The following is a 14,607-nucleotide window of genomic DNA, read 5'->3' on the forward strand; positions in this document are numbered from 1 at the left end:
ATGGTGTCAATCTATTAATGTGTTTCAAGAGAGGTAGTCTTATTAATATCAATATTTGTCGAATTTATTATTAAGGAGTAGTATTGAATAACGAAAAGCTATTAGCACCTTATAAAGGTTAGATAAGTTCATAGTTGAAGTATAAATAATTGATAGATTTTAGCTTATATTTGCTATCGTTTAATAAGACCTTTAAAATAGAAAATGAATAGGATTAAAATAATACATATACTCAATTCGGTTGGAGGCGTAGATGTTTCTTTAAGACTGATTTTAGAAAACATAGAAAGTACTAAATTTGAAAGTATTGTTATACATGGTAGAGATGATACAAAAACACCTTACATTGATAATTTAGGAAATCCTGTTAAAGATTACAAGTTACCAATACAAAGGGATATTAGTGTAGTAAGAGATTTTAATGCTATCAGGGAGACATTGAAAATTATAAAAAAAGAACAACCAAATCTTATCCATGCACATAGCGCTAAAGGAGGGATTATCGCGAAAACTGTGACAACATTTTTGAAAATACCCGTTCTCCATACACCACAAGCATATTCTTTTTTAAGTGCTGAAAATATTTTTAAAAAGAAAATATTTTTATTCGTTGAAAAACTATTTATTGGATCTAATAATAAAATTCTAGCTTCTTCTACATCAGAACAAAATAGAGCAGTTAAAGAAGTTGGTTACCCAATTGAGAAAGCATTATTGTTTAATAATTCGATAAACCCTATCAGTAAAATAGAGCCGTTATCAATTCCTAAAACATGGCCAGATAATTACATTTGTTCAGTAGGACGGCCTTCATTTCAGAAGAACATTGAATTAATGCTAGATGTTTTAGCTGAAATTAAAACCTCCATTAATGATATTCACCTTGTATTAATGGGTGTAGGGTATCACGCACCAAATTTGGAGGAAGTCAATAAGAAGATAAAGCGACTAAATTTAGGTCCAAACATAACACTCTTAGAGTGGACTTCTAGAGCAGATATTTTTAATATTATTAAGGCATCAAAATTGTATCTAACTACGGCGCGATATGAAGGATTACCTTATTCGGTTATTGAAAGCTTAGCTCTGGGTAAACCTATTGTGGCTACAGATGCAGATGGAAATAGAGATTTAGTTGAGGAAGGGTATAATGGACATTTAATTTTTAACGAAAATATTTCAGAACTTGCGGACGCAGTAGTTGGAATTATTAATTGTGATAAAAAAAACAATGAGTTTACAAATAACTCATTAAAGATGTTTTATAATAAATTTGATATTACAAAAAACATAAAGATATTGGAAGAGATATATATTAAAAATAAAAAAATAAAAAAATAAAAATTGTACATAATGGAGTGTTTTTAGAATACTTGATTTTAATAAAGTAAAGAAAGTTTTAGTGATGAACTTGTTTTTTTTGATAGACCAAATTTCTATGAAACCAAAGATGTTTTGAGCAGGAAATTAACTATTAATTTACGATAGGATAAACATATAAAAAATTATGAAAAAAATTTTAATAACAGGAGCTGCGGGTTTTTTAGGGTCTCATTTGTGTGATAGATTTATAAAAGAAGGTTACTATGTGATTGGAATGGATAATTATATTACTGGCGACAAGAAAAATTTACTTCACTTAGAAGGAAATATTAATTTCGAATTTGTTGAGCATGATATTACTGAGTTTATAAATATTGAGAAAGATTTAGATTATATTTTGCATTTTGCTTCTCCAGCAAGCCCAATAGATTATTTGAAAATACCAATTCAAACGTTAAAAGTGGGTTCTTTGGGGACACACAATTTATTGGGTTTAGCAAAAGATAAGAATGCTAGAATATTAATTGCCTCTACATCAGAAGTTTATGGGGACCCTCTAGTACATCCGCAAACAGAGGGATATTACGGCAACGTAAATACTATTGGTCCAAGAGGAGTATACGACGAGGCTAAGCGTTTTCAAGAAGCTATTACTATGGCTTACCATAGGTTTCATGGAGTTGAAACCAGGATAGTGCGTATTTTTAATACTTATGGTCCAAGAATGAGACTGAATGATGGTCGTGTTATACCTGCTTTTATGGGACAGGCATTAAGAGGTGAAGATTTAACAATTTTTGGTGATGGCTCTCAAACAAGATCGTTTTGTTATGTAGATGATCAGGTGGAAGGTATTTTTAGGTTGTTATTAAGTGATTATGTAGAACCTGTAAATATTGGGAATCCACACGAAATAACTATTAAAGAATTTGCTGAAGAAATAATTAAGTTAACCGGTACGACACAAAAAACGATTTATCAAGATTTACCTGTAAACGATCCTCTTCAAAGGCAACCAAATATTACATTAGCAAAGAAGTTGCTAAATTGGGAGCCAAAAGTAAATAGGGCAGAAGGAATGAAGATGACATTTGATTACTTTAAAAGTTTATCGTCAGAAGAGTTGTTAAAAAGAGATCATAAGGATTTTGCAAAGCATATGAAAAAATAGTTCTTTTATTTAGCATGTTTAAACAAAGCAGATATTCGGGTTTTATAACGCCTATTTCCTACTTATTAGATTTAAGTATTATTATTGGTTGCGTATTTTTGTTCTCAATAAATATTACACATATATATGGTTTCTTAAGTTATGTTGGTGTTTTCTGGATTATTATAGCATTTACAAGTCATTTTTATGAAGTACATAGACATACTAGAATAGTTCAAATAGTTGCTTTGCTTTTTAGACAAATGTTGTTTTTTGCTATAATTCTTTATGCTTTTATTGGCGTTTTTAAACAACCAAACATTAGTAGACTCGAATTAGGTAATTATCTAATATGTGTGTTTTTATTAATTAGTTTTTTTAAGTTTCTTATTTTCGTTTTGTTGAATAAGTATAGGTCAACTTTAGGGGGGAATATTAGGAATGTTATAGTAATTGGAGATAACGAAAAAACACGACAGTTAATTAATATTTTCAACAAACGACAAGATTTTGGATACAAATTCCAAAAACAATTTACAGTTAAGGATGACGATTTCTCACTTCAGAAGTGTTTTAACTATGTTATTGAAAATGATATCAACGAAATATATTCATCAGTAGCCGAATTATCTAATAAGCAGATAAACAGATTAGCCGATTTTGCAGATAATAACTTGCGCGAGCTAAAGTTTATACCAGACAATAAAGATATCTATTCTAGAAAATTGAAATATGAATATTACGATTATATTCCAATTTTATCATTCCGTAGTATTCCAATACAAGAACCGGTAAGTAAATTTGTTAAACGCGTTTTTGATATTTTATTGGCGTCTTCTATAATTGTATTTGTTCTATCTTGGTTAACTCCAATAATAGCTATTTTAATAAAACTGGAGTCAAAAGGGCCTGTATTCTTTAAGCAATCTAGAAATGGTTTCAATTATAAGGAATTCGATTGTTATAAATTTAGGTCTATGACGCCTAATGAAGATGCGCATTTGCATCAAGCGACCAAAGGTGATATGCGTATAACAAAAATGGGGGCTTTTATTCGTAAAACGAGTATAGATGAGCTGCCTCAGTTTTTTAACGTGCTCTTTGGAGATATGTCTGTTGTTGGGCCAAGGCCTCACATGGTAAGCCATACTAACTTGTATGCCCGTAAAGTTGATAAATTTATGGTGCGCCATTTTGTAAAGCCTGGGATTACAGGTTTAGCTCAGGTAAGTGGTATGCGTGGAGAAATAGAAGAAGATAAGGATATTATAAATCGTGTAAAATATGATATCTTTTATATTGAAAACTGGTCGTTGCTGCTCGATATTAAAATTGTGATACAAACCTTTGTAAATGCAATAAAAGGCGAAGAGAAGGCTTATTAACGCTAAAATTTTTGACAACTTCAGTTACTATTATAACGCCCATGTTTAATTCTGAAGATTTTATTTCAGAAACTATAAACAGTGTTATAAGTCAAACCTACAAAAACTGGGAACTTATTTTAATAGATGATTGTTCTAGCGATAGTACTTTAAAAATAATTCAACCCTTTTTAGAAATACATACCAATATAAAACTTCTTAAAAATGAAGTGAATTCTGGTGCTGCTGTTTCTCGGAATAAAGGGGTTCAACTTGCAAAGGGCGATTACATTGCGTTTTTAGATGCCGATGATTTATGGCACCCTAAAAAACTTGAAACTCAAATTGCTTTCATGCAAAAAGAAAACTGTCATGTTTCTTTTACGAGTTACCAATTAATTAATCAAGATGGGAAATTACTAAACACAGAAGTTAAAGCGCTAAAGCGCTTAAGTTATCCCAAACTTTTAAAAAGTAATTACGTTGGAAATTTAACTGGTGTGTATAACGCTAAAGTTTTGGGTGAAATAACAGCTCCTAATCTAAGAAAACGTCAAGACTGGCTCTTATGGTTGGCTGCAATTAAAAAGTCCGGAAAAGACGCTAGAGGTGTTCAAGAGCCCTTAGCTTATTACCGTGTGCATCAAAATTCTATGTCTGCTAATAAATTGAGCTTAGTAAAACATAATTATTGGGTTTATAAAAAAGGGCTAGGCTTTTCTACTTTAAAATCAACTTGGTGTATGTTGGTGTTTTTGAGAGAACATTTTTTTGTGAAATCGAAGCAAATTGTTAAGCTAAATAAGAGCTGAATTGCTTTAGTTTTCCGCTTTTAGAACGTGTTAGTTCTTCTTTTCTTTCAAATTTTACAACAAGGTTTGGTTCTAAATATTTCGAAATGGCCTTTTTGATTTCGGTAGTATGTTTTTCTGTTAAAGGAGTTTTACTAACATAACTAATTTTAAAAGTATCCAATTTTAGTTGCTCAATAATAAACTCTTTTACGTTACCGGTGTTTTCTATAATGGTTTTTGTAACGTAGTAAAATGTAAGTCCCGCAGCTTTTTTTCCACTAGGGAGTTTAACTAAATCGCTAGTTCGTCCTATTAATTTCTCTAGTATGGGTTTTTGTGGTGTACTTATTTTAGATAGCATACCAATATCGCCTAAATCGTATCGAATAAAGGCATGGGCTTTATTGTAAAGCGACGTAATAACGACGCGTCCTTCTTCGCCGTAAGGCAGAGCATTGTTCTTGTCGTCTAGAATTTCAATAAATAAATCTTCGGTATTTACAATCCACTCGTCTTTTTTATTTTGGAAAGCAATTAAACCAAGTTCTGCAGCACCATATTCGTTAATAATAGGGATGCCCAGTTGTGTTTCTAAAAGGGTTTTATCTGTAGCAAAAAGCATTTCAGAAGTAACAATGCAAGCTTTTAATGATGGGCAAATAGTTTTTAATACAACATGTTTTTGCTCTAAATATTTTGCAAATTGAACAATAGAACTTGTATAACCATTAATATAATCGAAAGATGTGTTTCTGAATTTTTCTACATTCTTTGCTAGTTGCTCATCGCTTAAATTGAAAACCGAAAACCTAAAACGATTACTTAATTCATCCTTGATACGTTCTTTGTAATAGCCTTTTTTATCTAACGGAATGCCATAAAACCTTGCCTGTTTACATCGATTTAAATCTAAATTAAACCAACTATATCTATCGATAAAATTAGACCAAATTAAAGCATGGCAAAATTTATCTTTAGCAAAAACAAAGGGTGTGCCCGATGAGCCTGAAGTTTTATTTATAAAAACGTTTTTAGTTGAAAAACCATTAGAAAGCCTTTGTTCTAAAGGTTGCTGTAAGTCATACTTGGTCATAACTGGTAATGTGCCCCAATCATTCACGTCTGCATGTTTTGCTAAGTCTCTATAAAACGGATTATGTTTTAAATGGTGGTTAACAATAACTTGTTTTGATGTTTCAAGATATGTATCAAAATCTAATTCCTGCTTTTTTTTAATTGTTTTCAAAAAGGTTTGAGCTTCCTTTATCGGGAAGCCTTTTAATTTTAAAGACAAGTTGAATAAATTCAAAATAAAAGCGAGTAAAATAGTTTTTGTAAAGTAAATAAAAAATATTCGTGTTTTCGTGGCATTAGTTTTATTTTTGTCTTTCGAAAATTACGAAAAACAATAATCAACAATTTGTTATTTCCGTGTAGACGGAAGTAGAAAAACATTAAAAATAATGAACATATTAATTCTTGGTTCAGGCGGAAGAGAACACACATTTGCTTGGAAAATTGCTCAAAGTCCTTTATGTAATAAGCTTTTTGTAGCTCCTGGAAATTCAGGTACGGCAAATGTAGCAACTAATGTAAATATTGGTGTTACCGATTTTGACGCGATTAAAGAATTAGTGTTAGACAAACAAATCGATATGGTTGTTGTTGGTCCTGAAGATCCTTTAGTACAAGGTGTTCACGATTTTTTCTTAAATGATGATGCTATAAAACACGTGTCTGTAATTGGGCCACAAAAAGTAGCAGCAGAATTAGAGGGAAGTAAAGAATTTGCAAAAGAATTTTTATACCGCCACAACATTCCAACGGCAGCTTACGAGAGTTTTACAAAAGAAACCGTTGAGGATGGTTATAATTTTTTAGAAACCTTAAACGCTCCGTACGTGTTGAAAGCCGATGGTTTAGCTGCAGGAAAAGGTGTTGTTATTCTTAATGATTTAGATGAAGCTAAAGCAGAATTAAAAAGCATGTTGGTTGATGCTAAATTTGGAGAAGCTAGTAATAAAGTAGTTATCGAAGAATTTTTAGACGGAATAGAATTAAGCTGTTTTGTATTAACCGATGGAGAAAACTACAAGATATTACCAACTGCAAAAGATTACAAGCGTATTGGTGAAGGTGATACAGGTTTAAATACAGGTGGAATGGGAGCTGTTTCTCCAGTGCCTTTTGCTACAGATGAATTTTTAAGCAAAATAGAAGAACGTATTGTAAAGCCAACAATTAGTGGTTTTAAGAAAGATAATCTACCTTATGTAGGTTTTGTATTTATTGGTCTTATTAAAGTTGGAAAAGATCCAAAAGTTATTGAATATAACGTGCGTATGGGGGATCCGGAAACGGAAGTTGTTTTACCTAGATTAAAGAATGATTTTGTTGAAATTCTACAAGCTATGGCAAACGGTACTTTAGATACTATTAACATTGAAATAGACGAGCGTGCTGCAACAACTATTATGTTAGTATCTGGTGGATATCCAGAAGCTTATGAGAAGGGTAAAGAAATTAAGGGTGTTGATACTATTGAAGGTTCTATCGCTTTTCATGCGGGAGCACAATTGCAAGATGGTAAAATTGTAACTTCTGGTGGACGCGTTATGGCTATTACATCGTATGGAGATACGTACCAAGAGGCCATAAAAAAATCTTACCAAAATATAGATAAACTACATTTTGATAAGATGAATTATCGTAAAGATATTGGATTCGATTTATAGGTAAGAATGAGCAGAGATACTTTTATCTTCCTCATTGTTATCGCTAAAGCTTTTTAATTGTAACATCCAGTAAACCATAGCTGCAAAGCCAATGATTACAAAAATCCAAGAAATAGTACTTGCTGCGAACCAGTTTTCAAGTTCTAAAGCTTTTAAAGCATCCATAGGAGTTAAAAGAACATTAACAAATAAATCCTGTATTGCGTAAAAGAAATCTTTCATGTGTGGTATATTATTTTCTAACTTGGTTAGATTGTTAGTATATTTACGTAGCAAAAATACAAAAAGAGTTAATGATTACAAGTATTTTTAGTAAATCTCAACCAATAAATTTCATTATCGTATTTTTCATTACGTTATTGGCATTTGTTGTGGGTAGATTAGGTTTACCAACCGAACACTTCACAGCGCTTTTTATCTTAGAAGAACTGGGGCTGTTTTGTGTATGTTATGCTTCTATTTTACTTGTTAATTTTATAGTTAGTAAAAACAGTTTAAGCAGAAAAAGTAACTACGAAATCTTGTTATTTAGCTTGTTTTTATTCACATTAACACAAACTACAAGTAATATTAATATTCTGTTTTCTAACTTTTTTGTATTATTGGGTTTACGGCGTGTTATAAGCTTACGTTCTCAAATTGAGGTGAATAAAAAATTATTTGATGCCTCATTTTGGTTTGCTATAGCTGCTTTATTTTACTTTTGGGCCATCTTGTTTTTTCTATTAATTTTAGTATCTTTAGCGTTTTACAATGATATAAAAATAAACCATTGGGTAATTCCGTTTATAGGAGTTGCAACGGTTTTTATTATCGCTTCAGGTGTTTCTATTGTACTTTACGATAGTTTTTTCGATACGTTTAAGAGCTTGCCAGAAATAAGTTTAAACCTTAATAGTTACAATTCTGCGGCATATATTGTTGCCATAACTATTCTATTATCGTTTGGTATTTGGTCGTCTTTGTACTATATAAATAGTATTAAAGAAAAGAAAAAAGCATTTAGAGTTTCCTTTAAATCTATTTTAATTTCGGCAATAATAGGTAGTGCAATAGTGATATTAGCTCCAGTTAAAGACGGTAGTGAGTTTTTATTTGTTTTTGCTCCGTTGGCTATAATTATTACTAATTACATTGAGATTATAGAAGATAAATGGTTTAGAGAAATATTCCTTGCCATTTTATTTATTTTACCTTTTGTACTGCTATTGCTGTAGTTTTGCACCAAAAGCTAAATCGCCCGCATCACCAAGTCCTGGTATTATATAGCCTTTATCATTCAGTTTTTCATCAATAGCAGCTATCCATAAATGGGTGTTTTTGTCAAAATGGTTTTCAACAAAATCGGCACCTTCTTGTGCGCCAATTATACAAGCTAAATGTACTTCTTTTGGTGTTCCAAATGGTTGTAAAGCTTCAAAAGTAGCAAGCATAGATTGTCCTGTTGCCAACATAGGGTCTGCCAGAATTAGTGTTTTGTTTTCTAAGCTTGGGCACGCTAAATATTCTACTATAATTTCAAAACTTTCCGGCTCATGTTTATGGTGTCGGTAAGCAGAAATAAAGGCGTTTTCGGCAGTGTCAAAATAATTTAGCAAGCCGTTGTGTAAAGGTACGCCCGCTCTTAAAATAGAACAGAGCACAATGTTATTATCAATTTCATTAATAACACAATCTCCCAAAGGTGTTTGTATTGTAGCGGCTTTAAAATTGAAAGATTTGCTCATTTCATAACCTAAAATTTCACCTATACGCTCAATATTTCTACGGAAACGCATACTGTCTTTTTGAATGTCAATGTTTCTCATTTCAGAAAGAAACGTGTTGAGTACCGAGTTTTGTTCAGATAAATGATGAATATGCATGATGTTGTTCGAGTTTCTAACAGTAAAGTTAAGTAAATATCAAGTATATTTGTACTTTAAAATTTATACAATATGTTTACAACTAAAGCTAATAAAATTTTTCAAGAGGTTATTGCAAAATACCACATTATTAATACAGTCGATCAGCCTTTTACTAACGCTTACGCGGAAAGTGATTTGCTAGAGCATTTACTATATAGAAAATGTTGGATTGATACAGTGCAATGGCATTATGAAGATATTATTCGTGACCCACAAATAGATCCTGTTGCAGCGTTAACTTTAAAACGTAAAATCGATGCATCAAACCAAGATAGAACGGATATGGTGGAATATATCGACAGTTATTTTCTTGAGAAATACAAGGGTGTTGTGGTTAAAGAGGGTGCAACTATCAATACAGAAAGTCCAGCTTGGGGTGTAGATCGTTTATCGATTTTGGCATTAAAAGTATACCATATGAATGAGGAGGCAACACGTACAGATGCTACCGATAGTCACAGAGCAGCTTGCCAGACGAAACTAGATATTTTGTTAGAGCAACGTGTAGATTTGTCTACAGCAATTGATACGCTTTTAGCCGATATTGAAAAAGGTGATAAATACATGAAGGTGTACAAACAAATGAAAATGTACAATGACGACGAATTAAACCCAGTTTTAAGAGGGCAAAAATAATTAGTGAAATTATAAAAACGGACGGTGCTTTATTTTGGCTCAGTCCGTTTTTTTTAGTGCTTAAATTAAATGGTTAAACCAAAACAACACATATTAGTTATTCGCTTGTCTGCTATGGGAGACGTGGCAATGACGGTGCCTGTTTTACGTGCTTTAATTAAAAAATATCCGGACGTAAAAATCACGGTTTTAACACGAGAGTTTTTTGCACCATTTTTTCGAGATTTACCTAATGTTACCGTTTTTCCGGCTGAGGTAAAAAAGAGACATAAAGGTGTTTTGGGGCTTTGGAAACTTGCAAATGAATTAAAGGTTTTTAAAATTGAGGTTATTGCCGATTTGCACAATGTTTTACGAAGTCAAATTCTAAAATTATTTTTCTTTGGAAAACACACCGTACAAATTGATAAAGGCAGAGCAGAGAAGAAGGCTTTGGTTTCTGGTGTAAATTTTCATCAACTAAAAACCACGCATCAACGTTACGCTGATGTTTTTAATAAACTAGGATATAATTTAGATCTGTCTAATCCAACCTTTCCTGAACGCGCTGTTTTAAGCACAAAATTGCAAGCGTTTTTGGGGCATAATTTTAAAAAAATAATAGGTATTGCGCCTTTTGCTGCTCATGCAGGTAAAATGTATCCTCTAAACTTAATGAAACAAGTTATTGAGGCACTTTCTAAAGACTACCAAATTGTTTTATTTGGTGGAGGTAAACAAGAAGTTGAAGTACTTACTGCTATTGAGAACAGCTTTGACAATGTTGTAAACGCTGCAGGAAAACTTAATTTAAATGAAGAATTAGACCTTATTTCTAATTTAGATGGTATGCTGGCCATGGATTCTGGAAACTCGCATATGGCAGCCATGATGGGCGTAAAAACAATAACTATTTGGGGCGTAACACATCCGTTTGCTGGTTTTGCACCATTTAATCAACCTAGCGAGTATGCTTTAGTCGCTAATAAAGATGAATTTCCCGAAATACCAACTTCTATTTTTGGTAATAAATATCCAGAAAACTACAAAGAAGCTGCGGGGAGTATTAGTCCCGAAGCGATAATTGCAAAAGTGAAGAGCGTGATTTAAACCGTTTTTTTATTAACTATTTATTATAATGCCGTTTTTCATTTCGGTTTCTGTTGGTTTTTCAAACCAAGTTTCCATGAAGTCAAAATCTACCTGACTTACTTCAAACTGAAAAGTGTCTCCTTTTTCACTATTTCTTTTTAGAACTCTTTGATATCGTATTTCTTTAGAGATATCTAAAAAATGTGTCATGAATTCATATCCGTTTTCAATTGAAAACCTCCTAAATTTTTCGCGGTGTTCAAATTTTGCAAGCCCTAGGTCTAAAATGGAGTCGATTCCTGCTTGTTCTAATTGATGTATTAAATCTAAAATTATAGTTTCAGAACGCTTAATACGTTCCAAAAACCAATCTAATCCATCGGTTGCTTTTTTATCAGGAAAAAATAAGGTGTTGTTCCACTTATCAATAGAAAAAACAATAGCGTTTGTCTTTGCTTTTAAATTTTGTGCATAGGTTGTTTTACCTGATCCGGTATTTCCAACAATAAGGTGAACCATTAAAATGTTTGGTTTTTAAACGTCATCAAAATCTACCGTAATAGAGTCTGTTGTAGGGTGGGCTTGGCACGTTAAAATTAAACCTTCGGCAACTTCACTTTCAGTTAAAATATTGTTTTGTCTCATAGTAGCTTCGCCTTCTGTAATACGTGCTAAACAACTGCTGCAAATTCCACCTTGGCAAGAGTAAGGCGCATCTAGATCTTCATCTAAAGCTGCTTCAAGTATAGTTTGTTTTTGCGACATTTCAAAAGTTGTACTTTCGTCGTCAACAGTAACCGTAATTTTTGTTTTTCCGTTAGAAACTACAGCGCCTGCTTCAATTTCGGCAGGTTTCGAAGCTTTAAAAAGTTCGAAATGAATGCGATTTTCATCAATATCATGTTCAGTTAAAACATCTTTCACCATATGGATCATAGCTTCTGGTCCACAAAGGTAAAAAGCGTCAACTTCAACGTGTTTATGCTTGTTTTTAATAACGTAGTTTACAGTGCTTTTTTCTATTCTTCCAAAAATAGCATCCTCTTCATCTTGTTGGCTAAATACAAATTGAACTGAAAAACGATCTTTGTAAGCATGTTGAAGTTCTAATATTTCATCAAAAAACATCGTGTCTGCATTAGTTTTATTACCGTAAACTAAAATCACTTTACTTAAAGTTTCTTCTTCTAAAGCACATTTTATAATACTTAAAATAGGAGTGATACCACTACCAGCAGCAAAAACGGCTATGTTTTTAGTTTTACTATCGTTAGGCGTAAACGTAAAACGACCTTTTGGAGGTGCAACCTCTAGAGTGTCACCAACTTTTAAAGTGTTATTAGCATAAGCCGAAAAAGTACCATCTTTCACTTCTTTTACAGCAACTTTAAGTTCTCCGCTTTTAGGTGAAACACATAACGAATAATCGCGACGTATTTCATTACCGTTAATTTCGGTTTTTAAAGTAATGTACTGTCCTGCAGAAAATGAAAAAGTTTCTTTTAAATTTTCCGGTAAGTTGAAAGCAATGCTAATAGATTTTTCTGTTTCTCTATTTATGCTTTTAACTGAAAGTTTATGAAATGATGACATGGATATTAATTTTTAACAAAAATAGTGAAGCTTTAAGTTTTTGCCGAAAAATTTTGCACATTCTTTGTAACAAATTACCTAAATTTATTACTAACAATCATAATTCAATATATACAAACTATTAAACTTCAATTAAAATGAAAAAACTACTATGCATTGGCTTATTTATGCTAACACTTGCAACGCAAGCTCAAGAACAAAGCGATTTTAAAAAAGAAACTATCGAGTTTATTAAAATTACAGGTGCAGGTTCTGCTTTCGAAACGGCCATTGCACAACTAGGCATGATGGTTCCAGATGAAAAAAAAGACGCTTACACTAAAGAAGCAAATGGTACTTTAGATGGTTTGTATGATAAAATGGCAGATTTGTACATGGGTGAATTTACTCAACCAGAAATAAAAGAATTAGTTAAGTTTTATAATACAGATTTAGGAAAAAAACTAGCATCTAAACAATTAAACCTAGCACAACGCGGTATGGCTATGGGGCAATCTTGGGGAATAGAGGTGCAAGGTATAGCGGCAAAATATAATTAATTGCTAGTATGATTAAACTATTTTTAAGTTTAGAGTGGAAAGCATTTTTTAGATCTGCCGATTTTGGTAAAGGGCTTGCTTTAAAAGTTTTAATGGGCTTTTTTGCACTGTATTTAGTGGGCATGTTTTTGTTAATAGGCATTGCTGTTTACCCTCTTTTGAATGATAAATTTCCAGATCAGAATCCATTTTTAACCGTAAATAGTTTTTTATTTTACTGGGTTTTAGGCGATTTGGTGTTTCGGTTTTTTATGCAGAAACTACCAGTAATGAGCGTTAAGCCATTACTTACCTTACCTGTTAAACGAAGTCAAATTGTAAATTATGTATTGCGAAAATCGGTGTTTTCATTTTTTAATGCATTACCGCTTTTCGCAATTATTCCTTTCGGAATTACTTTAATATTAAACGACTATCCAACAACGGCTGTTTTGTTTTGGATGCTTGCATTGGTTATTACAACCTTAATAATTAATTTTTTAAACTTCATTATTGAAAGCTTTTCTGCAGAATATGAGCTTTCGTTTTTTCCAATAATAGCTTTGGTTGGTGCTTTATCGGCCTTAAACTATTTTCAAATTATTTCTTTAAGCACTTTAGTTTCTAGTGGGTTTCAAGCTATTTATAACGCGCCTGGTTTTATTGTAATACTCATTGCGGTTTTAGTAGGGCTTTATCTTTTCAATTTTAAATTACTGAAACAAAAACTGTTTTTGGATAGTGGTTTAAAAACTAAAATTAAGGAAGTACAGACCTCAAATTTAGACTGGACAAGAAGCTTTGGAGAAGTGGCGCCTTTTATGCAATTAGATTTAAAATTGTTATGGCGAAATAAACGTACCAGATCTTCATTATGGATGCTGGCCATGGGGTTATTATACGGTTTGATGTTTTATCCAGATCAGAAATATATGGAAATGCCTTGGATGTATGCCTTTGTTGGTATTTTTGTAACAGGTATCTTTTTAATTAATTTCGGACAATTTATTCCGGCCTGGGATAGTGGATATTACAAACTCTTAATGAGTCAAAATATTAAATACGAAAATTATTTAAAGTCCAAATTCACCTTAATGACGTTAAGCGTTATTATTCTCTTTGTGCTAAGTATTCCGTATGTGTATTTTGGATGGAGAATTTTATTAGCACAATTTGTAGCGGCCATTTATAACATTGGTGTAAATACCCATGTTATTTTAATTGGAGGCTCGTACAATAGAAAAAGAATTAACCTCGATCAAAAAGCGACTTTTAATTTTCAAGGGACTGGAGCTGTGCAATGGTTAATTGGTATACCGCTTATGTTTGTGCCTTTGGCTATATTCGGTATCACGTATGCTATTAGTAGTTTTGAAATAGCATGTTTGGTGTTGGGCTTATTAGGTGTGATTGGTATTTTGCTTCATCAAAAAATAATGACATTTATTACCAATAAATACGTAAGCTCTAAGTATAAAATGATTGATGCTTTCGATCAGGATAATTAAAAATATAT

The 14,607-nt window shown here is 32.1% G+C and carries 15 protein-coding genes; 10 read left to right on the top strand and 5 right to left on the bottom strand.

Annotated features, from left to right (window positions below; translation table 11 throughout):
• The first annotated feature begins 204 nt into the window (after nt 1-204).
• From GQR98_RS06590 to GQR98_RS06605, 4 genes are all read left to right on the top strand, one after another.
• Nucleotides 205-1,341 (top strand): glycosyltransferase, encoded by a 1,137-nt coding sequence (locus GQR98_RS06590; protein ID WP_159018819.1) that lies wholly within the window; start codon nt 205-207, stop codon nt 1,339-1,341.
• Nucleotides 1,342-1,507: 166 nt separating this feature from the next.
• Nucleotides 1,508-2,494, top strand: a complete 987-nt coding sequence (locus GQR98_RS06595) for a UDP-glucuronic acid decarboxylase family protein (protein WP_159018820.1) — start codon at nt 1,508-1,510, stop codon at nt 2,492-2,494.
• A 14-nt stretch (nt 2,495-2,508) separates the two neighbouring features.
• Nucleotides 2,509-3,858, top strand: a complete 1,350-nt coding sequence (locus GQR98_RS06600; RefSeq protein WP_159018821.1) for an undecaprenyl-phosphate glucose phosphotransferase — start codon at nt 2,509-2,511, stop codon at nt 3,856-3,858.
• An 11-nt stretch (nt 3,859-3,869) separates the two neighbouring features.
• The gene (locus GQR98_RS06605) at nt 3,870-4,649 is read left to right on the top strand and encodes a glycosyltransferase family 2 protein (protein WP_159018822.1); all 780 of its coding nucleotides are present in this window, start codon (nt 3,870-3,872) and stop codon (nt 4,647-4,649) included.
• On the opposite strand, the gene GQR98_RS06610 is transcribed toward GQR98_RS06605, so the two are convergent.
• Nucleotides 4,630-5,943: a phenylacetate--CoA ligase family protein gene (locus GQR98_RS06610; protein ID WP_410488906.1), complete on the bottom strand. Its 1,314-nt coding sequence runs from the start codon at nt 5,941-5,943 to the stop codon at nt 4,630-4,632. The two genes, GQR98_RS06605 and GQR98_RS06610, sit on opposite strands and share 20 nt — an antisense overlap.
• Nucleotides 5,944-6,094: 151 nt before the next feature.
• Here GQR98_RS06610 and purD point away from each other — a divergent pair, with 151 nt between their 5' ends.
• Nucleotides 6,095-7,366, top strand: coding sequence for a phosphoribosylamine--glycine ligase (gene purD / locus GQR98_RS06615; protein ID WP_159018824.1), 1,272 nt, complete (start codon nt 6,095-6,097; stop codon nt 7,364-7,366).
• Here the strand turns inward: purD and GQR98_RS06620 are convergent.
• Nucleotides 7,361-7,588 carry a DUF6341 family protein gene (locus tag GQR98_RS06620; RefSeq protein ID WP_042500807.1) on the bottom strand — a complete coding sequence of 76 codons (228 nt, stop codon included), beginning with the start codon at nt 7,586-7,588 and terminating at the stop codon, nt 7,361-7,363. The two genes, purD and GQR98_RS06620, sit on opposite strands and share 6 nt — an antisense overlap.
• A 71-nt stretch (nt 7,589-7,659) precedes the next feature.
• On the opposite strand from GQR98_RS06620, the gene GQR98_RS06625 reads away from it, so the two are divergent.
• Entirely contained in the window at nt 7,660-8,583 is a 924-nt protein-coding gene (locus GQR98_RS06625; protein ID WP_159018825.1) for a DUF6427 family protein, read from the top strand.
• Here GQR98_RS06625 and upp read toward each other — a convergent pair.
• Nucleotides 8,572-9,231, bottom strand: coding sequence for a uracil phosphoribosyltransferase (gene upp / locus GQR98_RS06630; protein ID WP_159018826.1), 660 nt, complete (start codon nt 9,229-9,231; stop codon nt 8,572-8,574). The two genes, GQR98_RS06625 and upp, sit on opposite strands and share 12 nt — an antisense overlap.
• A 72-nt stretch (nt 9,232-9,303) precedes the next feature.
• Here upp and GQR98_RS06635 point away from each other — a divergent pair, with 72 nt between their 5' ends.
• Together GQR98_RS06635 and GQR98_RS06640 are read left to right on the top strand one after the other, a co-directional pair.
• Nucleotides 9,304-9,909: a DUF4254 domain-containing protein gene (locus GQR98_RS06635; RefSeq protein WP_159018827.1), complete on the top strand. Its 606-nt coding sequence runs from the start codon at nt 9,304-9,306 to the stop codon at nt 9,907-9,909.
• 69 nt (nt 9,910-9,978) lie between these two features.
• Nucleotides 9,979-10,998, top strand: a complete 1,020-nt coding sequence (locus tag GQR98_RS06640; RefSeq protein ID WP_233268088.1) for a glycosyltransferase family 9 protein — start codon at nt 9,979-9,981, stop codon at nt 10,996-10,998.
• A gap of 12 nt (nt 10,999-11,010) precedes the next feature.
• On the opposite strand, the gene GQR98_RS06645 is transcribed toward GQR98_RS06640, so the two are convergent.
• Entirely contained in the window at nt 11,011-11,499 is a 489-nt protein-coding gene (locus GQR98_RS06645; RefSeq protein WP_159018828.1) for an AAA family ATPase, read from the bottom strand.
• A gap of 15 nt (nt 11,500-11,514) precedes the next feature.
• On the bottom strand, nt 11,515-12,573 hold the full coding sequence (locus GQR98_RS06650; RefSeq protein WP_159018829.1) for a ferredoxin--NADP reductase: 1,059 nt from the start codon (nt 12,571-12,573) through the stop codon (nt 11,515-11,517).
• A gap of 137 nt (nt 12,574-12,710) precedes the next feature.
• Here GQR98_RS06650 and GQR98_RS06655 point away from each other — a divergent pair, with 137 nt between their 5' ends.
• Both GQR98_RS06655 and GQR98_RS06660 read left to right on the top strand, forming a co-directional pair.
• Nucleotides 12,711-13,112: a DUF2059 domain-containing protein gene (locus tag GQR98_RS06655; protein ID WP_159018830.1), complete on the top strand. Its 402-nt coding sequence runs from the start codon at nt 12,711-12,713 to the stop codon at nt 13,110-13,112.
• Between the two features lie 8 nt (nt 13,113-13,120).
• Nucleotides 13,121-14,599 carry a DUF5687 family protein gene (locus GQR98_RS06660; protein WP_159018831.1) on the top strand — a complete coding sequence of 493 codons (1,479 nt, stop codon included), beginning with the start codon at nt 13,121-13,123 and terminating at the stop codon, nt 14,597-14,599.
• Nucleotides 14,600-14,607: the final 8 nt, after the last annotated feature.

It is taken from the genome of Algibacter sp. L3A6, assembly GCF_009796825.1.
Lineage (GTDB): Bacteria > Bacteroidota > Bacteroidia > Flavobacteriales > Flavobacteriaceae > Algibacter.

Bases quoted from the DNA above. Each gene is read 5' to 3' on its own strand.
- GQR98_RS06590 (WP_159018819.1), top strand. From the start codon at position 205: ATGAATAGGATTAAAATAATACATATACTCAATTCGGTTGGAGGCGTA.
- GQR98_RS06595 (WP_159018820.1), top strand. From the start codon at position 1,508: ATGAAAAAAATTTTAATAACAGGAGCTGCGGGTTTTTTAGGGTCTCAT.
- GQR98_RS06600 (WP_159018821.1), top strand. From the start codon at position 2,509: ATGTTTAAACAAAGCAGATATTCGGGTTTTATAACGCCTATTTCCTAC.
- purD (WP_159018824.1), top strand. From the start codon at position 6,095: ATGAACATATTAATTCTTGGTTCAGGCGGAAGAGAACACACATTTGCT.
- GQR98_RS06620 (WP_042500807.1), bottom strand. From the start codon at position 7,588: ATGAAAGATTTCTTTTACGCAATACAGGATTTATTTGTTAATGTTCTT.
- GQR98_RS06625 (WP_159018825.1), top strand. From the start codon at position 7,660: ATGATTACAAGTATTTTTAGTAAATCTCAACCAATAAATTTCATTATC.
- upp (WP_159018826.1), bottom strand. From the start codon at position 9,231: ATGCATATTCATCATTTATCTGAACAAAACTCGGTACTCAACACGTTT.
- GQR98_RS06635 (WP_159018827.1), top strand. From the start codon at position 9,304: ATGTTTACAACTAAAGCTAATAAAATTTTTCAAGAGGTTATTGCAAAA.
- GQR98_RS06640 (WP_233268088.1), top strand. From the start codon at position 9,979: ATGGTTAAACCAAAACAACACATATTAGTTATTCGCTTGTCTGCTATG.
- GQR98_RS06645 (WP_159018828.1), bottom strand. From the start codon at position 11,499: ATGGTTCACCTTATTGTTGGAAATACCGGATCAGGTAAAACAACCTAT.
- GQR98_RS06650 (WP_159018829.1), bottom strand. From the start codon at position 12,573: ATGTCATCATTTCATAAACTTTCAGTTAAAAGCATAAATAGAGAAACA.
- GQR98_RS06655 (WP_159018830.1), top strand. From the start codon at position 12,711: ATGAAAAAACTACTATGCATTGGCTTATTTATGCTAACACTTGCAACG.
- GQR98_RS06660 (WP_159018831.1), top strand. From the start codon at position 13,121: ATGATTAAACTATTTTTAAGTTTAGAGTGGAAAGCATTTTTTAGATCT.